This window comes from Streptomyces sp. JLSY215, from assembly GCF_059682825.1.
The window spans coordinates 3,425,311-3,443,887 of the sequence record NZ_CM185022.1 but is presented as its reverse complement, the minus strand read 5'-3'; the positions used below and the strand labels follow the sequence as shown (position 1 = coordinate 3,443,887).

19 protein-coding genes are annotated in these 18,577 nt (G+C 72.3%); 13 read left to right on the top strand and 6 right to left on the bottom strand.

The window, feature by feature from the left end; genetic code table 11:
- Positions 1-145 precede the first annotated feature (145 nt).
- From AC5677_RS15250 to AC5677_RS15235, 4 genes are all read left to right on the top strand, one after another.
- Positions 146-1,042 (top strand): MurR/RpiR family transcriptional regulator, encoded by an 897-nt coding sequence (locus AC5677_RS15250; protein ID WP_497195580.1) that lies wholly within the window; start codon positions 146-148, stop codon positions 1,040-1,042.
- 73 nt (positions 1,043-1,115) lie between these two features.
- The gene (locus tag AC5677_RS15245; RefSeq protein WP_497195579.1) at positions 1,116-1,379 is read left to right on the top strand and encodes a hypothetical protein; all 264 of its coding nucleotides are present in this window, start codon (positions 1,116-1,118) and stop codon (positions 1,377-1,379) included.
- Positions 1,376-1,792, top strand: coding sequence for a type II toxin-antitoxin system VapC family toxin (locus AC5677_RS15240; RefSeq protein WP_497195578.1), 417 nt, complete (start codon positions 1,376-1,378; stop codon positions 1,790-1,792). Before AC5677_RS15245 ends, AC5677_RS15240 begins: the two co-directional genes overlap by 4 nt.
- 108 nt (positions 1,793-1,900) lie before the next feature.
- The gene (locus AC5677_RS15235; protein WP_497195577.1) at positions 1,901-2,512 is read left to right on the top strand and encodes a hypothetical protein; all 612 of its coding nucleotides are present in this window, start codon (positions 1,901-1,903) and stop codon (positions 2,510-2,512) included.
- Positions 2,513-2,533: 21 nt separating this feature from the next.
- On the opposite strand, the gene AC5677_RS15230 is transcribed toward AC5677_RS15235, so the two are convergent.
- The 5 genes from AC5677_RS15230 to AC5677_RS15210 form a co-directional block, all read right to left on the bottom strand.
- On the bottom strand, positions 2,534-4,078 hold the full coding sequence (locus AC5677_RS15230) for a type III PLP-dependent enzyme domain-containing protein (RefSeq protein WP_497195576.1): 1,545 nt from the start codon (positions 4,076-4,078) through the stop codon (positions 2,534-2,536).
- 128 nt (positions 4,079-4,206) lie between these two features.
- Positions 4,207-5,070, bottom strand: coding sequence for an ABC transporter permease (locus tag AC5677_RS15225; protein WP_497195575.1), 864 nt, complete (start codon positions 5,068-5,070; stop codon positions 4,207-4,209).
- Complete coding sequence (locus AC5677_RS15220; RefSeq protein ID WP_497195574.1) at positions 5,067-6,038, bottom strand: ABC transporter ATP-binding protein; 972 nt, start codon at positions 6,036-6,038, stop codon at positions 5,067-5,069. Before AC5677_RS15220 ends, AC5677_RS15225 begins: the two co-directional genes overlap by 4 nt.
- On the bottom strand, positions 6,035-6,382 hold the full coding sequence (locus AC5677_RS15215; protein ID WP_497195573.1) for a transcriptional regulator: 348 nt from the start codon (positions 6,380-6,382) through the stop codon (positions 6,035-6,037). Before AC5677_RS15215 ends, AC5677_RS15220 begins: the two co-directional genes overlap by 4 nt.
- The gene (locus AC5677_RS15210) at positions 6,379-6,867 is read right to left on the bottom strand and encodes a hypothetical protein (protein WP_497195572.1); all 489 of its coding nucleotides are present in this window, start codon (positions 6,865-6,867) and stop codon (positions 6,379-6,381) included. Before AC5677_RS15210 ends, AC5677_RS15215 begins: the two co-directional genes overlap by 4 nt.
- 300 nt (positions 6,868-7,167) lie before the next feature.
- On the opposite strand from AC5677_RS15210, the gene hutU reads away from it, so the two are divergent.
- Genes hutU through hutI form a run of 4 tightly spaced genes read left to right on the top strand, consistent with a single transcriptional unit; the run spans position 7,168 to position 12,663 of the window.
- The gene (hutU, locus tag AC5677_RS15205; protein WP_497195571.1) at positions 7,168-8,838 is read left to right on the top strand and encodes a urocanate hydratase; all 1,671 of its coding nucleotides are present in this window, start codon (positions 7,168-7,170) and stop codon (positions 8,836-8,838) included.
- A 17-nt stretch (positions 8,839-8,855) separates the two neighbouring features.
- Positions 8,856-10,073, top strand: coding sequence for an allantoate amidohydrolase (locus tag AC5677_RS15200; protein ID WP_497196633.1), 1,218 nt, complete (start codon positions 8,856-8,858; stop codon positions 10,071-10,073).
- Positions 10,064-11,422: a formimidoylglutamate deiminase gene (locus AC5677_RS15195; protein ID WP_497195570.1), complete on the top strand. Its 1,359-nt coding sequence runs from the start codon at positions 10,064-10,066 to the stop codon at positions 11,420-11,422. The genes AC5677_RS15200 and AC5677_RS15195 overlap by 10 nt, the downstream gene beginning before the upstream one ends.
- Positions 11,423-11,472: 50 nt before the next feature.
- Positions 11,473-12,663 carry an imidazolonepropionase gene (gene hutI, locus AC5677_RS15190; RefSeq protein WP_497195569.1) on the top strand — a complete coding sequence of 397 codons (1,191 nt, stop codon included), beginning with the start codon at positions 11,473-11,475 and terminating at the stop codon, positions 12,661-12,663.
- A 420-nt stretch (positions 12,664-13,083) separates the two neighbouring features.
- Here the strand turns inward: hutI and AC5677_RS15185 are convergent, their stop codons facing one another.
- On the bottom strand, positions 13,084-14,037 hold the full coding sequence (locus tag AC5677_RS15185; RefSeq protein WP_497195568.1) for an RNA polymerase sigma factor SigF: 954 nt from the start codon (positions 14,035-14,037) through the stop codon (positions 13,084-13,086).
- 258 nt (positions 14,038-14,295) lie between these two features.
- Between AC5677_RS15185 and AC5677_RS15180 the strand changes: the two genes are divergently transcribed.
- The 5 genes from AC5677_RS15180 (at position 14,296) to AC5677_RS15160 (ending at position 18,555) form a co-directional block, all read left to right on the top strand.
- Positions 14,296-14,664 (top strand): STAS domain-containing protein, encoded by a 369-nt coding sequence (locus AC5677_RS15180; protein WP_403510033.1) that lies wholly within the window; start codon positions 14,296-14,298, stop codon positions 14,662-14,664.
- A gap of 170 nt (positions 14,665-14,834) precedes the next feature.
- Positions 14,835-15,344 carry an ATP-binding protein gene (locus AC5677_RS15175; RefSeq protein ID WP_497195567.1) on the top strand — a complete coding sequence of 170 codons (510 nt, stop codon included), beginning with the start codon at positions 14,835-14,837 and terminating at the stop codon, positions 15,342-15,344.
- Positions 15,345-15,547: 203 nt separating this feature from the next.
- Positions 15,548-16,264, top strand: a complete 717-nt coding sequence (locus tag AC5677_RS15170) for an LPXTG cell wall anchor domain-containing protein (RefSeq protein ID WP_497196632.1) — start codon at positions 15,548-15,550, stop codon at positions 16,262-16,264.
- 111 nt (positions 16,265-16,375) lie between these two features.
- The gene (locus tag AC5677_RS15165; protein ID WP_497195566.1) at positions 16,376-17,452 is read left to right on the top strand and encodes a COG1470 family protein; all 1,077 of its coding nucleotides are present in this window, start codon (positions 16,376-16,378) and stop codon (positions 17,450-17,452) included.
- On the top strand, positions 17,449-18,555 hold the full coding sequence (locus AC5677_RS15160; protein ID WP_497195565.1) for a hypothetical protein: 1,107 nt from the start codon (positions 17,449-17,451) through the stop codon (positions 18,553-18,555). Before AC5677_RS15165 ends, AC5677_RS15160 begins: the two co-directional genes overlap by 4 nt.
- The last annotated feature ends 22 nt before the right edge of the window (positions 18,556-18,577 follow it).

Below are 18,577 nucleotides of genomic sequence, written 5' to 3'. Positions count from 1 at the left end.
CGACACATGACACGCACGCACATGACACGCACGCACATGACACGCACGCACATGACACGCACGCACACGACACGCACGCACACGACGCGGCACACGCGACACGGCACAAGTCACAAGGCCCCTCCCGGGGCGGGAAGAAGAGGCGATGAGCGGGGACGGGGACAACGGCGGCGCGGCCGAGGGCACGCGTACGGGCACGGGCACGGCCGACGCGGGCACCGCCGCCCGCCTGCAGAAGCTCTTCGAGGGCCATCGGCTGACGCCCACCCAGCGGCGGATCGCGCACTGCATGGTGCGGCAGGCCGCCGAGGCGCCCTTCCTCTCCAGCGTCGAGCTGGCCGAACTGGCCGGCGTCAGCCAGCCCTCCGTCACCCGCTTCGCCGTCGCGCTCGGCTTCGACGGCTACCCGGCGCTCCGCCGCCACCTCCGCGAGGTCGCACCCGCCGAAAAGCCCGACGACACCGGCTCGTACAACGAGTACCAGCAGGCCGTCCAGGCGGAGATCGACAACCTCCGCCACCTGGCCGCCGCCCTCGCCGACCCGTCCCCGGTGATCGAGGCCGGCCGCGTCCTCGCCACCTCCCGCCCGCTGCCCGTCCTCGGCCTGCGCGCGGCCGGCGCCCAGGCCGCCGGCTTCACCTACTTCGCCCGCAAGGTCCACCCCGACGTCCGGCTCCTGGACGAGGGCGGCACCATGCTCACCGACCGCATCGACGCCGCCGTCCGCGCCGGCGCGAGCGCCCTGCTCTGCTTCGCCCTGCCCCGCCACCCCCGCGAGGTCGTCGACGCCCTGGAATACGCCCGCACCGCCGGCCTGACCGTCGTCACCGTCGCCGACAGCGCCTTCGCCCCCGTCGCCCACCACACCGACCTCCTCCTCCCCGCCGCCGTCGGCACCGGCCTCGCCTTCGACACGGCCTGCGCCCCCATGCTGCTGGGCCGCGTCCTCCTGGAGGCGATGTGCGACGCCCTGCCGGACGCGCAGGCGCGGCTGGAGGAGTTCGACGCCAAGGCGGTGGCCAGGGGGTTGTTCGTGGAGTGAGGGGGCCATCCGTTCGGAGGATGATGTGCGGAGTGGCTCGTCGGGGGGTGGCGGGCCGCCCTAGTCTCGGCCCATGACCGCAACGTACGACTATGAGCATCTGCACCATCTCGTCGACCAGATGCCCCCTGAAAAGGCGCGACACCTGGAGCTGCTCCTGGAGTCGGACTCGCCGTTACCCCCGTTCGCGACCGAGCCGGACGATGCTCAGGCCGCGGAGGCGGAGCAGTCCCGGGGCCGCGGCCTGTCGTTCGCCGGGATCGGCGACTCCGGCCGCTCCGATCTCTCCGAGCGGCACCGTGAGCTGATCCAGGACGCAATGAGGGCGGGCGAATGAGGGAGGCCCTGCTCGACACCGGCGTACTGGTGGCCATCGCCGACCGGAGGGACGCGCATCACTCCGAGTGCATCCGGTTCGCCGAGCAGTACCGGGGCCGCCTTCGGGTGCCGCCGACGGTGGTGACCGAGACCGCGTGGATACTGGAGAAGTATCTGGGGCCCGAAGCGGAAGCCGCCTTCGTCTCGTCGATCGCGCGGGGTGAACTCGAGCTGGTCCGGATGGAGCGCCAGGATTTCGGCCGGACGGCCGAGCTGGTGCGCAAATACGCCGACTTCCCCCTCGGAACCGTCGACGCCTCGCTCGTCGCCGTCGCCGAACGGCTGAAGCTGACCGAGATCGCCACCATCGACCGCCGCCACTTCACCGCCGTCCGCCCCGAGCACGTCACCTCCTTCGCCCTCTTCCCCTGACGGGCGGCACGGGCAGGCCAGAGGGCTGGTCCGGTCTCAGGGAATCCTCATCCGCGCTGGCTACGATCCGCCGCCGGAACACATGTGACGGGCATGAGGAGGTCTGCCGTGGGGCGCGGGGCGTATGCGCTGGCGCGGGTGGCGGTGATCGTGCGGGCGCCGGCCGGGTGGCTGTGGTGGCCCGGACTGCTGGCCGCGGGGATCGGTGCGCTGGTACCGGGGCTGACCGGGCGGAGGATCGGCGTGCTGACGGGGGTCGCGCTGGGGGTGATCGCGGCGTTCGTGGTGTTCGCCGTGCGGCGCGGGCGGTATACGGCCCTGGCCGGTGGGGCCTCCCGCGCCGGCAAGGCCGTCATCCTCCAGGACCGGGCGGTCACCCTCCGCGTCTGGCGCCGGGCGCATCGCTGGTGGCTGCTGCTCGCCTTCCTGACGGCGGTCGGGTCGTCGTTCGTGCTGCCCGCCGCCGGTGGGCTGCTGATGGCCGGGGCCGCACTGGGGCTGTGGGGCAAGGCGCTGTGGCTGGGCCGTTGGGAGCGGGAGCGGGACGCGTTGCTGTGGGTGCGTACGGAGGCGGCCGGGCGCGGCGGCGCCGCGGGCAAGGCCGTGCGGGGGTATCTGACGACGGGTACGGCGGCGGGGGACGCGGCGCCGGGCGGGGCGCGCGGCGGACGTGGTGCCGCCCGGTCGGCGGGGGCAGGTGCCGGGACCGGGCGGCGGTAGGCGCGAGCTGCGGACCGCCCGCTAGCCGAGGCCGCGGAGCGCGTGGGGGTGGGCCCCGCCGCTCTCCGCGGTGAGCTCGTCCAGGGTCTGCGGGGCGCGTACGGTCGCGAAGCGGACGGTGCCGTCGGGGGCGGCCGCATAGCCGTGAACGCCGGGGCGGGGGAGGGAGTTGTAGGCGAAGTGGGTGGAGAAGTAGTAGGCGCCGGTGTCCAGGAGGGCGACGTGGTCGCCGGACTGCAGGAGGGGGAGCGGGCGGTTCTCGGCGACCAGGTCGCCGGCGAAGCAGCACGGCCCCGCGATGTCCTGGGCGACCGCCGGGCCGGACTTGGGCAGGCCCTGCTCGTCGTAGGCGGCGACCCGGATCGGCCAGGCGTCGGGGACGAAGACCGTACGGGTGGCGACCTGGGCGCCGGCGTGGGTGACCGCGATGGGACGGCCGCCCGCCGACTTCGCGTATTCGACGCGGGCGACGACCGTGCCGTGCTTGGCCAGCAGCGAGCGGCCGAATTCCGTGACGAGCCCGTAGCGTCCGGACAGCAGGCCCGGGACGGTCGAGCGGAGCAGCGCGGCGTACTCCCGGAAGGTGGGGGTGGTCTCGTCCGAGGTGAAGTTGACCGGGAGGCCGCCGCCGATGTCGAGGGTGTCGATCTGCCGCCGGCCGGCCCTCTCGTTGATCTCCTCGGCCAGGTGGAACAGCGCCGCCACCCCCGAGGCCATCAGCTCCAGCGGCATGCCCTGGGAGCCGACGTGGGCGTGCAGCCGGGTCAGCCACGGGCGCTCCAGGCAGGCCCGTACGACCCAGTCGCGGGCGCCCTCGTCGCGTAGCCCCACACCGAATTTGGAGGTGTCGGTTGCGGTGCTCATCGCGCCGATGCTGCCGCCGCCGATCTGCGGATTGATGCGGAGGCCTATCGGCGCGGAGGACGGCGCGGACGCCATCAGGGCATCGATACGGGACAGCTCTTCGGGGTTGTCGGCGTTGACCGCGATGCCGAGCGCCAGCGCCTCGCGCAGCTCGGCGCGGGTCTTGGCGGGGGAGTCGAGCACCGTACGCGTGGCCGGTACCCGTGCGGCGCGGGCCAGCGCCAGCTCTCCGGGGCTGGCCACCTCGCAGCCGAGCCCTTCCTCGGCGAGCAGCCGCAGCACCGGCACCAGCGAGGCGGCCTTCACCGCGAAGGCGTGCAGCACCGGCGTGCCGGGTGCGGTGAACTCCTCGAAGGCGGCGCGGAGTTCGGCCGCCGAACGGCGGATCCCGGCGATGTCGAGCAGCCCGGCGACGGGCTCCGCGGGACCGACCAGCCCTTGGGCGACGGCCGCCTGTACGGCACGGTCCCGGCCGGTGGGGTACGCACCACCGGTGAAGCCGGTGTCCTGCGTCGGACCCGTGCGGTCCCTGAAGCCGTTGCCGCCCGTCGGACCCGTGCGGGCCCTGAGGGCGGAGACGTCCGTGCCGTGTGCCGGGCCGGGAACGGGCCCGGTCACGGGGCTGGTCGCGGAGCCGGGCAGGTGTCCTGGCACGGGGCCGTGGAGGGGGCCTGCCGCGGGCTCGTCCTTGGGGCCAATCATGAGGCAACTTCACCATTGGGTGGGGCGTCGCGCCATCGGATACGGCCCGACGCCCCGGACCTTTACACCCCTCGTACCGTCACACCCCCGGACCGTCACACCCTGGTGCCATTACCCCGTCCGTGCCGTTACGCCGCCGCCCCGCTCAGCCCCGCCTTGCGGTGCCGCTCGGTCATCCGGGAGCCGGACTCGCGGCGGGCGGCGCGGCGCAGCAGGGGTATGGCGAGGAGGAAGCCGAGGACGGCCCAGGCGGTCAGGACCAGGGCGACCGTCGGCAGCTCCCAGGAGCCGGCCGGTTCCGCGAGGCGGGCGGCGTCCGGCAGCAGCGCCGAGCGCACTCCCTGCGCCATCCACTTGAGCGGGAACACGGACGCTATGTTCTGGACCACCACCGGAAGCGAGGCGAACGGGAACATCGCTCCCGAGGTGAACAGCAGCGCCATCACCGGCAGCATGATCAACGCCAGGGCCTCGCGCGGATTGGGCAGTACGGCCCCGATGGCCGCACCCAGCGGCACCACGGCGAACAGCCCGAGCCCGGCGACCCACAGCAGCGTCAGCCAGCTGCCGGGATCGCGCGGCAGCGGTCCGTCCACCAGCAGCGCACCGGCCCCCAGCAGGACGACGAGGGTGCCGAGTGCCATGGCGACCACGAGCAGCGACTTGGCGACGAGGTAGGCGGGTATGCCGCCGGGCGTGGCCCGCAGGCGCAGCAGGGCGCCCTCCTCCCGTTCGGTCACCAGGATCTGCGGGAGATTGACCAGCCCGATCTGGAACAGCAGATAGGCGGCGAAACCCGCCAGGGTCAGATGGGCCATCGGGATGTGGGTGCCGGGCACGCTCTTGCCGAGGTTGCCCGCCACCACCAGCGCGACAACCACGTTCGCCAGCTGGCCGGACACTTCTTTGGGGTTGCGGAGGAAGTGGCGCAGCTCGATGCCGCCGCGCAGGAAGCCGGCGCGCCAGAAGCGGCGGCGGTGGTTCTCGGTCATGCGGCGTGCTTCTCCCCGTTGTCGTTCCGGTCCTCGGACCTCTCGGCCTCGGCGTGCACCATGTGCAGATAGGTGTCCTCCAGCGTCGGGCGGCGGACCTCCAGGCTGGGGATCGGCCCGCCGGCGTCCTGGTGGAGGTCCCAGACCAGCCGGGAGGGGTCTTCGGTGCGCTCGTGGCGAGCCGTGCCGTCGGCGGCAGTCCAGCGCACCTCGGCCCGCGCGGCGGCCTGGCGGGCAAGCTCCGCAGGCGTGCCGGAGGCCCGGATCCGGCCGCCGACCAGCACGGCTATGCGGTCGGCCAGCCGCTCGGCCTCCACCAGGTCGTGGGTGGTGAGCAGGACCGTGACGCCCTCCTCGCGGGCGAGCCGTTCGACCAGTACGTGGAAGTCGTGCCGCGCCTCGGGGTCGAAGCCGGTGGTCGGCTCGTCCAGGAAGAGGAGTTCGGGGCGGCCGATGATGGCGAGCGCGACGTCCAGGCGGCGGCGCTGGCCGCCGGACAGCTGGTCCACCTGCCGGCCGGCCCGGTCCGTGAGGCCGACCAGCGCCAGGGCCTCGTCCGGGTCGCGCGGGTGGGGGTAGTACGTGGCGAAGTGGCTCAGGAGCTCCGCGACCCGCCAGCGGCGGTGGTCGCGCCAGGACTGCAGGACCAGTCCGATCCGGCCGCGCCAGGCGTCGCCGCCGCGCGCCGGGTCCGTACCCAGGACCTGGACCTCACCCGCGGAGCGCTGCCGGAAGCCCTCCAGGATTTCCACGGTGGTGGTCTTCCCGGCGCCGTTGGGTCCGAGCAGGGCGAAGATCTCGCCGCGGCCGATGTCCAGGTCGATGCCGTGCAGGACGTCGGCGCTGCCGTACGCCATGCGCAGATCGCGCACCTCGATGACGGGCCGGGCGCCGGCGGCGGGGCCGGCCGGCCGGATGGATGCTTCCGGGCCCGTGGGGCGTGCGGTCGTGTGCTCGGTCGTTGTCATCGTCCCGCCTCCGCGTGGTGCTGCTGCCGCTCCTGCGCCACCGTGGCGGGTCCCGCGCCGTCGACGATCGCCCGCAGCGCCGCCACATGTCCCTCGAAGGCGGTCCGCCCGCGCGCCGTCAGCCGTACCTTCGTGCGCCGCTTGCGGCCGCCGCCCTCCTTGTGGATCTCCAGATATCCGGCCTCTTCCAGGGTGTGCAGCTGCTTGGAGAGCGCGGAGTCGCTGAGCGAGAGGCTTTCGCGGATGAACGAGAAGTCGGCCCATTCGGTGGCAGCGAGCAGCGCGACCACCGACAGCCGGGTGGCCGGGTGGATCAGTTCGTCGAAACCGGAGGGGGTGCTCATTGCTGCGCCCCCAGACGGCCTCGGACCGAGCAGGCCGCCCAGCGGTTGGCCGGGCGCATGAACAGGACGAAGGCGGCCGCCGAGATCGTGGCCTGGATGACGCTGCCGAGGGGCAGCTGGAGCCACTCGACGAGCCAACCGGAGAGCAGGATCGTCCCGCCGGTCACCAGCGCGCCCCCGAAGAAGGGGAGGCAGGACCGCCAGTCGTAGACGGAGCGGTGCGCCCGCAGACGGGTCTTGCGGTGGGAGGCGAAGGCCAGCGTCAGCAGCACGCCGACGTATGCGGCGAGTATCAGGTAGAAGGCCCACTCGGGTGGCTTCAGCCCGAGGCTGGCGAGGAACACCCACATGATCGCGGCTGTGGTGTAGGCCGCGCCGTCCCCGCCGAACGCGTGCCGCTCCATCTCGTCGTAGACCCGCTCCTGCGGTACTCGGATGCGCTGTAGATCTGCCCAGGCCTGCTCGGCATCCACCGGTGTGCTCATGGTCATCGCCTCCCCGTGACGGTTCCGTGCGCACACGGCCGGCTCGGCCGTGCACCCACTTTTACTTGCCCACCAGGAAAGTTAGCGCTGACTTTCCGAGTAGGCAAGTCGTATTCGGCGCCTGTGGATAACTCTGTGTGTGCGTGCGCGCATGCGTGGGTGCGGCTGCGGATGCGGGCGCGATGGCCGGTTCACGCGCCTCGCGGCGCCCGGCTGCCGCGCCCTGTTGACTGACGCTATTCAGCGACTCCAATATGTGAATAGCTCGATCCATTCGACGACGTCAGGGAGGCACGGCCCATGTCGGGACCGCGACCCGTGCGGGCAGCGCGCGGTACGGAGCTCAGTGCTCGGGGATGGCAGCAGGAAGCCGCGCTGCGCATGCTGCAGAACAACCTCGATCCGGAGGTGGCCGAGCATCCGGACAAGCTCGTCGTCTACGGCGGTACGGGCAAGGCCGCCCGTGACTGGCGCTCCTTCGACGCGATGGTGCGCACGCTCACCACGCTCAAGCAGGACGAGACGATGCTCGTTCAGTCCGGCAAGCCGGTCGGCGTGATGCAGACGCACGAATGGGCGCCGCGGGTGCTCATCGCCAACTCCAACCTCGTCGGCGACTGGGCCAACTGGGAGGAGTTCCGCCGCCTGGAGGCCCTCGGGCTGACCATGTACGGGCAGATGACGGCCGGTTCGTGGATCTACATCGGGACGCAGGGGATCCTGCAGGGCACGTACGAGACCTTCGCGGCCGTCGCGGCGAAGAAGTTCAACGGCACCCTGGCCGGGACGATCACGCTCACCGCCGGTCTCGGCGGCATGGGCGGCGCCCAGCCGCTCGCCGTCACCATGAACGACGGCGTCGCCATCTGCATCGACTGCGACCCGCGGGCCATCGAGCGGCGGATCGAGCACCGCTACCTGGACGTGAAGGCGGACAGCCTCAAGCACGCCCTCGAACTCGCCGTGGAGGCCCGTGACCAGCGCAAGCCGCTGTCCATCGGGCTGCTCGGCAACGCCGCGGAACTCCTGCCGCAGATGCTCGCCGAGGGCGCGCCGATCGACATCGTCACCGACCAGACCAGCGCCCACGACCCGCTGGCCTACCTTCCCGTCGGCATCGACTTCGCCGATATGGCCGCCTACGCGGCGGAGAAGCCCGCCGACTTCACCCAGCGGGCGCGCGAGTCGATGGCCCGCCACGTCGAGGCCATGGTCGGCTTCATGGACGCCGGCGCCGAGGTCTTCGACTACGGCAACTCCATCCGCGGCGAGGCCCAACTCGCCGGATATGAGCGGGCGTTCGCCTTCCCCGGCTTCGTTCCGGCCTACATCCGGCCGCTGTTCGCCGAGGGCAAGGGGCCGTTCCGCTGGGCCGCGCTCTCCGGTGACGCCCGCGACATCGCCGCCACCGACAAGGCGATCCTGGACCTCTTCCCGGAGAACGAGTCGCTGGCCCGCTGGATCAAGATGGCGGGGGAGCGGGTCCACTTCCAGGGGCTGCCCGCCCGCATCTGCTGGCTCGGCTACGGCGAGCGCGACAAGGCCGGTGAGCGCTTCAACGAGATGGTCGCCGACGGCACCCTGCGCGCGCCGCTGGCCATCGGCCGCGACCACCTCGACTGCGGCTCCGTCGCCTCGCCGTACCGCGAGACCGAGGCGATGAAGGACGGCTCGGACGCCATCGCCGACTGGCCGCTGCTCAACGCCATGGTCAATGTCGCCTCCGGCGCCTCCTGGGTCTCGCTGCACCACGGTGGCGGCGTCGGCATGGGCCGCTCGATCCACGCGGGCCAGGTCACGGTCGCCGACGGCACCCCGCTGGCGGGCGAGAAGATCCGCCGGGTGCTGACCAACGACCCGGGCATGGGCGTCATCCGGCACGTCGACGCGGGCTATGAGCGCGCCGACGAGGTCGCCGCCGAGCGCGGCGTCCGTATCCCGATGCGCGAGGGCGAAGGCGAGGGAGCGTGACCGCCTCGTTCCACGAGATGTGGGAGGAGCTGCGGCCGATCGGGCGCAACTCCTCCTCCGGGGGCTACCGCCGCTACGCCTGGACCGCCGCCGACGCCGACTGCCGCGCGTGGTTCCAGGCGCAGGCCGAGGCCCGCGGGCTCGCCTACGAGCTGGACCGCAACGGCAACCAGTGGGCATGGCTGGGGGCGGCGACCTACCAGGACGTGGCCCCCGGCGACGCCGTCGTCACCGGCTCGCACCTGGACTCCGTACCGGACGGCGGCGCCTTCGACGGGCCGCTGGGCGTGGTCTCCTCCTTCGCCGCGCTGGACGAACTCCGGCGGCGCGGCGCGCGGCTCGACAAGCCGCTGGCCCTCGTCAACTTCGGCGACGAGGAAGGCGCCCGCTTCGGCCTGGCCTGCGTCGGCTCCCGGCTCACCGCCGGCGCACTGGGCGTCGAGGCCGCGCACCAGCTGCGCGACGGCGACGGCGTCACCCTGCCGCAGGCCATGGAGCGCGCCGGATACGACCCGGACGCCATCGGCCCGGACCCCGAACGGCTCGCCAGGATCGGCGCATTCGTCGAGCTCCACGTCGAGCAGGGCCGCGCCCTCGACCTCTCCGGCGACCCGGTCGGCATCGCCTCGGCCATCTGGCCGCACGGCCGCTGGCGGTTCGACTTCCACGGCGAGGCCAACCACGCCGGCACGACCCGCCTCGAGGACCGCCGTGACCCGATGCTCACCTACGCCGCGACCGTGCTCGCCGCCCGCGAGCAGGCGAGACTGGCCGGCGCCCTGGCCACCTTCGGGAAGATCAGCGTGGAGCCGAACGGCGTCAACGCCATTCCCTCGCTGGTCAGAGGCTGGCTGGACTCCCGCGCCGCCGATCAGGACACCCTGGACACCGTGATCGACGGGATCGAGCGGGCGGCCGCCGAACGCGCCGAGCGCGACGGAGTGGACCTGACCGTCGTCCGGGAATCCTTCACCCCCGTAGTGGAGTTCCAGCACGCCCTGCGCGACGAGCTGGGCGCGATCCTCGGCAAGGCGGGGGAGCGGGCCGTGCCCGTCCTGGGCACCGGCGCGGGACACGACGCCGGTATTTTGTCCGGAACCATCCCCACGGCCATGCTATTCGTACGCAACCCCACCGGCGTCTCGCACTCGCCCGCCGAAACGGCGTCCGAGGACGACTGCGTCGCCGGGGTCACCGCACTCGCCGACGTACTGGAGGGGCTGGCGTGCCGCTGACACCGCAGGCAGCACCGGTCACGTATTGGCTCGAACACGCCTGGCTGGGCACCCATGTCGAGCCCGGCGTCGCCGTGGACGTGGCGGACGGGCGGATCGCGGCCGTCCGGACCGGGGCCGGGAGCCCGCCGCCCGGCGCCGTCGCGCTGCGCGGCCTGACCCTCCCCGGCCTCGCCAACGCCCACTCGCACGCCTTCCACCGCGCCCTGCGCGGCACCGTCCAGGTGGGCAGCGGCACCTTCTGGACCTGGCGCGAGGTGATGTACAGCGTCGCCGACCGGCTCACCCCCGACACCTATTACGCCCTCGCCACCGCCGTCTACGCCGAGATGGCGCTGGCCGGCATCACCTGCGTCGGCGAATTCCACTACCTGCACCACGCGCCCGGCGGCGCCCGCTACAACGACCCCAACGCCATGGGCGAGGCGCTGATCGCGGCCGCCGCCGACGCCGGCATCCGCATCACCCTGCTCGACACCGCCTACCTCTCGGCCGGCTTCGGCGCCCTGCCCGACCAGCACCAGCTGCGTTTCTCCGACGGCACGGCCGAGCACTGGGCACAGCGCGCCGACGCGCTCAAGGACGGCAACGAGCACGCCCGGATCGGCGCCGCCATCCACTCCGTGCGCGCCGTGCCCGCCGGACAGCTGGGCACCGTCGCCGAATGGGCCCGCGCCCGGCAGGCCCCCCTGCACCTCCACCTCTCCGAGCAGACCGCCGAGAACGACGCCTGCCGCGACGCACACGGCCGCACCCCCACCCAGCTGCTGTCCGACCACGGCGTCCTGGGCCCGCGTACCACCGCCGTGCACGCCACCCACCTCACCCCCGAGGACATCGGCCTGCTCGGCGGCACCAGCACCGGCGTATGCATGTGCCCGACCACCGAACGCGACCTCGCCGACGGCATCGGCCCGGCCGTCCAGCTCCAGTCCCACGGCAGCCCGCTGTCCCTCGGCAGCGACAGCCACGCCGTCATCGACCTGCTCGAAGAGGCCCGCGCCATGGAACTCGACGAGCGGCTGCGCACCCGCACCCGCGGGCACTGGACGGCCGCCGCGCTGCTGCGCGCCGCGACCGCCGACGGTCACGCCGCCCTGGGCTGGGACGACGCCGGCGCCATCGAGACCGGCGCGCTCGCCGACCTCACCACGATCGCGCTGGATTCCGTACGCACCGCAGGGCCCCAGCCCCGGCTGGGCGCCGAGACGGCCGTATTCGCCGCCTCCGCGGCGGATGTGCGGCACACGGTCGTGGGCGGCCGCCAGATCGTCCGGGACGGCGCCCACACCCTGGTGCCGGATGTGCCCGGCGCGCTAGCCGCATCCATCGCCGCCGTACGCGGCTGACCACCGCCCGCCCGATGCCCGTCCCGCGGCCGAAGGAGAACACCCCCGCGATGACCACCGACACCACGGCCTCCGCGCCCAGCACCGCCATCACCCACATCGGCCAGCTCGTCACCAACGACCCCTCCCTCGGCGAAGGCCCCCTCGGTCTGATCCAGGACGCGGCGGTCGTCTTCGACGGCGACCGCATCGCCTGGGTCGGTGAATCAAGCAAAGCACCCGCCACTGACAACGCCGTCGACGCGGCCGGCCGCGCCGGTATCCCCGGCTTCGTGGACTCCCACTCCCACCTCGTCTTCGCCGGCGACCGCACCGCAGAGTTCAACGCCCGGATGTCCGGCCGCGCTTACTCCGCCGGCGGCATCCGCACCACCGTCGCCGCCACCCGCGCAGCCACCGACGAGGCGCTGCACGCCAACGTCGCCCGCTACCTCGCCGAGGCCCTCCGCCAGGGCACCACCACCCAGGAGACCAAGTCCGGCTACGGCCTCACCGTCGAGGACGAGGCCCGTGCGCTGCGCATCGCGGCCGAGCACACCGACGAGGTCACCTTCCTCGGCGCCCATATCGTCTCGCCCGACTACGCCGACGACCCGGCCGGCTACGTCGACCTCGTCACCGGCCCGATGCTGGACGCCTGCGCCCCGCACGCCCGCTGGGTCGACGTCTTCTGCGAGAAGGGCGCCTTCGACGGCGACCAGGCCCGCGCCATCCTCACCGCCGGCAAGGCCAAGGGCCTGATGCCGCGCGTGCACGCCAACCAGCTCGGCCACGGCCCCGGAGTCCAGCTCGCCGTCGAGCTCGGCGCCGCCTCCGCCGACCACTGCACCCACCTCAGCTACGCCGACATCGACGCCCTCGCCCAGTCCGACACCGTCGCCACCCTCCTCCCGGGCGCCGAGTTCTCCACCCGCGCCCAGTGGCCCGACGCCCGCCCGCTGCTCGACGCCGGCGCCACCGTCGCCCTGTCCACCGACTGCAACCCCGGCTCGTCCTTCACCAGTTCCATGCCGTTCTGCATCGCACTGGCCGTCCGCGACATGGGCATGACCCCCGACGAGGCCGTCTGGTCCGCCACCGAGGGCGGCGCCCGCGCCCTGCGCCGCACGGACGTCGGCCGGATCACCCCCGGCGCCCGCGCCGACCTCGCCCTGCTCGACGCGCCCTCGCACGTCCACCTCGCCTACCGGCCGGGCGTGCCGCTGGTATCTGCCGTGTGGCACAAGGGAGTTCTCGTCTGAACGGCCCGGGGAGCCGTACGCCGGGACCGCGATTGTCAGACCCCGCTGCCACCATGGATGCATGAGCACGGGGACCGGTGAGCTGACGGATGACCTGCTGGACGACCCGGCGCGGCTGCCGGCCGCCGACCGGGCCGCGGTACGGGCGCACATCGAGGGCATGAGCGCCGCCCCGCATATCGGCCGCGAGGTCTTCCAGCAGGCCGAGGCCATATTCGGCGGTGCGGAGGTGCCGCGCGCCGAGTTCGCGTCGTGGCTGCGGTTCGTCCCCGGCATCACCCACCTGAACGAGGACGGCTTCTGGCCCCGCAAGAGAACGGGCCCAGCAGAGGAGGGCCCGTCCCGAAAACCTCCGGGGCAGGCCCTCCTCTGCGCGGGCGGCTACCGGTCACGGCGGACCGGCGGTGCGACCGCGGGCAGTCACTCCTCGACCATCAGCCCCTTGCGGAGCCGGCCGAGTGTGCGCGAGAGCAGCCGGGAGACGTGCATCTGGGAGATGTTCAGCTCCTCGCCGATCTCGGACTGCGTCATATTGGCCACGAAACGCAGCGAAAGGATCTTGCGGTCGCGCGGCGGGAGTTCGGCGATCAGCGGCTTGAGCGATTCGACGTACTCAATGCCTTCGAGGCCGTTGTCCTCGTAGCCGATGCGGTCCGCCAGCGCACCTTCGCTGTCGTCCTCCTCGGGCTGGGCGTCCAGCGAGCTCGCGGTGTAGGCGTTGCTCGCGGCCATCCCTTCCACGACCTCGTCCTTGGTGATGCCGAGGCGTTCGGCGAGCTCGCTCACCGTGGGGGCGCGGTCCAGCTTCTGCGCCAGTTCGTCGCCGGCCTTGGCGAGATCCAGCCGCAGTTCCTGCAGACGCCTCGGTACGCGCACCGACCAGCTGGTGTCGCGGAAGAAGCGCTTGATCTCGCCGACAATGGTCGGCATCGCAAACGTCGGGAACTCGACGCCGCGGCTCAGCTCGAAGCGGTCTATCGCCTTGATCAGGCCAATCGTGCCGACCTGGACGATGTCCTCCATGGGCTCGCTGCGGGAGCGGAACCGGGAGGCCGCGAACTTCACCAGGGCGAGATTGAGCTCGACCAGAGTGTTACGGACGTATGCGAATTCATGCGTGCCTTCCTCGAGCGTTTCCAGCCGCTCGAAGAGGGTCTTGGACAGCGCCCGCGCATCTACCGGACCCACCTCGTCGAACGGGGGGATCTCCGGCAGGCCGTCGATCTCGGGAATGCCCGCCGTGTCGGATTCGGCAGGGATCGACTGGGCAGGGGGCGTCTGGGAAGGGATGTGCCCCGTCGGGTCGGACAGGGGTGTCGACGAGGTGTGCTGCCGGGTGTCGTCGGTGCGCAGTTCGTCGAGCCGGGGTGACATGTGTCCTCCATCGTTCTCGGCATATGGCTGCCGAAGCCTCTACGTGAAGCTGCGGTGTGCGGCGCCTCCAAAGCCGGTCGTTTCGAATGTCTGCCTCTACGCCTACCTGGCTTTGCATGAAGATGGCAAGTGCGTGTTGTCCATATCTCGGGCTATATGGCGATTGTTCGGCTACCCCTGTGGGGAGTGAGGGCGTAGTGTTCGACAAGCGCAGTCATAAGCAATGAGTAGCCGAGACAGCAAGAGGGGTGCGCGCGCATGGACCGCGGGACGGTCGGCAGTGCAAGCCGGGGCCGGTTGCATATCGCGATCCGGCATCACGGTGCCAGCGCGGTCGTGACCGCTGCCGGTGAGCTCGATCACCACACCGCCGATCTGTTGCGTGAGTCACTGGAGGGGTGCGTGGACGATGGATATGCACGCCTGGTGGTGGACTGCTCACCCCTTGAATTCATGGACTCCACCGGACTCAATGTGCTGCTCGGTGCCCGCCTGAAAGCGGAGGCCGCAGGGGGCGGGGTCCATCTGGCCGGAATGCAGCCGGTCGTTGCCCGGGTCTTCGAGATCACCGGTGCGGAAGCGGTCTTCACCGTGCATGACTCGCTCGACGCGGCACTGGCCGACTGACGTGACGACGGTGCCCGGATGGTGGCAATCCCGGCACGTAGTACGAGTCACAACTTCCGTACCAAAGAAGTGGGTGTTCTCGCGGCCCGGTCGGGCAGGAGACATCTGAATCCGTAACCAGTCAGTTATCTGTTGTCCGCAAGAAGGCGAATCGGTGAGGTGAAGCGCTGATGAGCACCACCCGGCCGTACCCGCCGGGCGATCTTGGCCCGGAGCCGGGAGGCGCCGGTGCTTCCGCCGCCCAGACCACCGCGCAGACCGCCGCCCCGGTGGGTCAGGTGCGTCGGCTGCGCCTGGCGGGCACCCGGGGCGCCGTGGCGCGCGGCCGTGACTTCGCCCGGGAGGCCCTGCACGACTGGGGCTGGCTGCCGGCCGCCAACGCCGACCAGCGGGCCGCCGCGGAGGACGTGCTGCTCGTCGTCTCCGAGCTGGTCACCAACGCCTGTCTGCACGCCGAGGGGCCGGAGGAGCTGCGGCTGCGGTGCACGCGCAAGGTGCTGCGCCTGGAGGTCACCGACCTCGGTGCCGGTTCGCCCGCGCCGCGCAGTCCGCACCGTCCGGGCCGCCCCGGCGGGCACGGCATGTTCATCGTGCAGCGCCTGTGCCTGGACTGGGGCGTGGTACGCAACGCCGACGGTGCGGGTAAGACCGTCTGGGCGGAGCTCGCCGCGCCGTCCTGAAGGGCGGCCGTGACACGAAGAGTTGAGCGCGGGCCCACGGGTCCGCGCTTTGTCGTATACCCGTCGTATGCCCACCCCTCCGCTCCGATCGGGGCTGCGCTGTGCCTTCCCTCGGCAGGGCCCCGGGCGTACCTTGAGCGCCCAATCTGATGTGCCGTCAGTAACATTCGGCGGTGCGCTACCCGGGAGAAGGGGAGTTCGAGGTGGCCCGCTTCTGTGAACCACACGCCAGGCGACCACGCCGTACGGCCGCTCTGGCCGCAGCCGTGGCGATGACGGCGGGATCCGCGGTGCTGCTCGCCGCGCCGGCCGCACACGCCGAGGTCGTCGACGTCAACTACCAGTGCAAGACCCCGATCGGCAACAAGGGCGCGGTATCGCCCATCGACATCAAGTCCACCCCCAGTGGCAGTGCGTACAAGCTCGTGATGTCCTTCCAGAAGGGCGTCTCCTCCAGCCCCGTCGAGCTGGGCAAGGGCGCCATGAAGCCGAGCGCGCTGATCAAGCTGGGTGGCGCGGACAGCGGCACGGTGCCGGTCGCCGGGCCGGCCAACGACCAGGCGATACCGGCCAACACCCCCATCAAGATCAGCGACCTCAGCGGTACGTATACCCCCAAGGCCAGCGGCAAGGTCACCTTCACGGCCTCCACCCTCACCATCAAGGCCCTGGGCACCACGACCACCTGCACCCCCAGCAACAACCCCAAGCCCTCGCTCTCCCTGGACGTCAAGGGCTCCGGCGGTTCGGGCGGTGCATCGGGCGGCTCCTCGGGCGGCACCGGCGGCTCCTCCGGCGGGCAGCTGCCGCAAACCGGTCCCGCGGACTCCGCGATCGCCTTGGGCACCCTCGGCGGCACGGTCCTGCTGGCCGGGGCGGCCGGTGCGCTCTGGCTGACCCGGCGCAACCAGCGGGCGTGACACGGGGCGCGCCCCCGCCTTCTGCACGAGTGCGAGCACGAGCAGCAGTACCAGTACGAGCAGCAGTACGAGCCTGAGCACGAGCCTGAGCACGAGCACCAGGAGCCGCCGATGCCGTTCCGTCCTCGCGCAGCGGTCGGTGGTGTGGTCCTTTCGACCGCCGCCGTACTGCTGTGCCCCGCCGCGGCCGTGGCCCGGCCCGCCGCACCGGGCTGGTCCGCCGCGCCCGCGCCGGGCGGCGGCGCCCGGCCGAGCGCGCAGGACCGCCCGTACTTCTATCTGGAGGGCGCCCCCGGCACCGTGATGACGGACCGGCTGTCCCTCGGCAACCCTTCCGGCCGGGCCGTCACCGTGCGGCTGCGTGCCGTCGGCACCGGCTCGGGCCCCGGCGTCGGATCCTGGCTCGCGCTCGCGGCGAAGGAGGTGACGATTCCGCCCCGTACGCGCGCCGCCGTGCCGTTCGCGGTGACCGTGCCGCGCGGCACGGGGCCCGGCAGCCACTCCGGCACGATCGTCGCGACCGGCGGCGGCAAGGCCGGCGGGCAGGCCAAGGTGCCGGTTCACCTCCGGGTGACCGGGCCGGCGCTGTCCGCGCTGACCGTCGAGAACGTGTCCGTGCGCGGGGCAGGCGACGGACGCGACTCGGCGGTCATCCGGTATGCGCTGGTCAATAGAGGAAACACCGCGCTCCGGCCGCGGGTTGCCGTGCGCGCCGAAGGCGTCCTCGGCGGGGTGCTGCGGCGTACGGCCGGCTCCCTGCCGCGCGAACTGCTGCCCGGCCGACGTATCGACCGCACCGAGGAATGGCCGGATCCGCCCGGCCTGGACTCGGTGGACGTCCGGGTGACGGCGACGGCGGAGGGCGGGGCGCGGGGGACCGCGACGGCGACGTATACGGCGGTGCCCTGGGGCGGGGCAGTGGGGGCGGCCCTCGTCCTGGCGGCGGGAGCGGGCGGCTGGGTGGTCGTCCGCAGACGGCGCACCGGACGGACGGGCGGCGCGGAAACGGCTGCCGGGAGCGGCCGTGACGTCCATCAAGTGGCCGACGAGGAAAGGGAATTGGCGAGGAGCGGAGCGGGGACGGCGGCAGGTGCGGGAACGGCGACAGGCACGGGATCGGTGACCCGAGCGGGATCGGTAACAGGCGCGGGATCGGGATCGGTACCGGGATCAGGAGCGAGAACGTGAACGGCGAGACGGATACGGCCACGGCCCCCACCCCTACGCCCCCAACCACAGCCACCACAACCGCCACCGGCGCAGCCACCCTCCTCCGGCGGGCCGCGGCCGCGCTCGCCCTCGGTGCCGCCCTCGCGCTGGCCCTGCTCCCCGCCGCCTCCGCGAACGCCGGGCCCACCGCCGCGGCCGACGCCCGGCCGTCCGTACACGTCTCCAAGAAGGAGGCGGGCAAGGGCGGCACCATCACCGTCACCGGCCGCGGTTGGCGCCCCAAGGCGCTGCTCACGCTGCTGATCTGCGGGCAGAACATGATCGGCGGCACCAACGCCTGCGCCAACGGCGACGGGCGGGCCGTCACCACCGACGCACACGGTGCCTTCCGCCGGAGCCTCCCGGTCGCCGAACCGCCCAAACCGTGCCCTTGTGTGGTGCATGTGGCGACGGTGACCGGTGCGGCGGCCGCAGCGGACGCCGCGTTCAAAGTGGCGGGCCACCCCGTGGCGCCGCTGCCCAAGGAGAGCACCGGTGGACGGCTGACCGTGCTGGCCGCGCCGCGGCTGTCGGGCAGCAGCGGACTGCTGACCTGGTTCGGCGCCCCGCCGCAGCGCGACCTGGTTCTCACCGTCGGCAACGTGGGCTCGACGCCGGCCCGGAACCCCGTCTTCCAGATCGGCACCTCGCACGGCGTCTTCGCGCCCAAGTGGGAGGACCAGCAGTGGCGGGGAACCGTACCCGCCGGGAAGAAGGCCGAGGTCAAGCTGCCGGTGGAGCTGGCCGCCGGCGCGCATGGGGACTATCTGGTCTCCCTCAAGTACGGCGGCAAGGTCCTGGTGGAGCAGCCGTGGGGGGTGGGCCGGCCGTGGGGCGTGACGCTGTTCTGGGTGCTGCTGTGCCTGGTGATCCCGACCGCGGTGTTCCGCATCGGGATGGCGATCGTGGACCGGGTACGCCCCCGCCGGCCGGCCGCCGCCCGTCGCCACCGACGCAGGACCGCCCCACCACACGTGACCAGGGACGCCGGCGAGAGCGCCGCGCTGCCGTGGTTCACCTCGGACACCGCACCGTCCACCACCACATCAACCGAACGACCGACGTCGAAAGGTTCCGCGTGATGACGCTGATGAGGCCGATGAC

Bases quoted from the DNA above. Each gene is read 5' to 3' on its own strand.
- AC5677_RS15200 (WP_497196633.1), top strand. From the start codon at position 8,856: ATGTGGGAGGAGCTGCGGCCGATCGGGCGCAACTCCTCCTCCGGGGGC.
- hutI (WP_497195569.1), top strand. From the start codon at position 11,473: ATGACCACCGACACCACGGCCTCCGCGCCCAGCACCGCCATCACCCAC.
- AC5677_RS15240 (WP_497195578.1), top strand. From the start codon at position 1,376: ATGAGGGAGGCCCTGCTCGACACCGGCGTACTGGTGGCCATCGCCGAC.
- AC5677_RS15210 (WP_497195572.1), bottom strand. From the start codon at position 6,867: ATGAGCACACCGGTGGATGCCGAGCAGGCCTGGGCAGATCTACAGCGC.
- AC5677_RS15250 (WP_497195580.1), top strand. From the start codon at position 146: ATGAGCGGGGACGGGGACAACGGCGGCGCGGCCGAGGGCACGCGTACG.
- AC5677_RS15175 (WP_497195567.1), top strand. From the start codon at position 14,835: ATGAGCACCACCCGGCCGTACCCGCCGGGCGATCTTGGCCCGGAGCCG.
- AC5677_RS15215 (WP_497195573.1), bottom strand. From the start codon at position 6,382: ATGAGCACCCCCTCCGGTTTCGACGAACTGATCCACCCGGCCACCCGG.
- AC5677_RS15180 (WP_403510033.1), top strand. From the start codon at position 14,296: ATGGACCGCGGGACGGTCGGCAGTGCAAGCCGGGGCCGGTTGCATATC.
- AC5677_RS15220 (WP_497195574.1), bottom strand. From the start codon at position 6,038: ATGACAACGACCGAGCACACGACCGCACGCCCCACGGGCCCGGAAGCA.
- AC5677_RS15185 (WP_497195568.1), bottom strand. From the start codon at position 14,037: ATGTCACCCCGGCTCGACGAACTGCGCACCGACGACACCCGGCAGCAC.
- AC5677_RS15225 (WP_497195575.1), bottom strand. From the start codon at position 5,070: ATGACCGAGAACCACCGCCGCCGCTTCTGGCGCGCCGGCTTCCTGCGC.
- AC5677_RS15230 (WP_497195576.1), bottom strand. From the start codon at position 4,078: ATGATTGGCCCCAAGGACGAGCCCGCGGCAGGCCCCCTCCACGGCCCC.
- AC5677_RS15245 (WP_497195579.1), top strand. From the start codon at position 1,116: ATGACCGCAACGTACGACTATGAGCATCTGCACCATCTCGTCGACCAG.
- hutU (WP_497195571.1), top strand. From the start codon at position 7,168: ATGTCGGGACCGCGACCCGTGCGGGCAGCGCGCGGTACGGAGCTCAGT.
- AC5677_RS15165 (WP_497195566.1), top strand. From the start codon at position 16,376: ATGCCGTTCCGTCCTCGCGCAGCGGTCGGTGGTGTGGTCCTTTCGACC.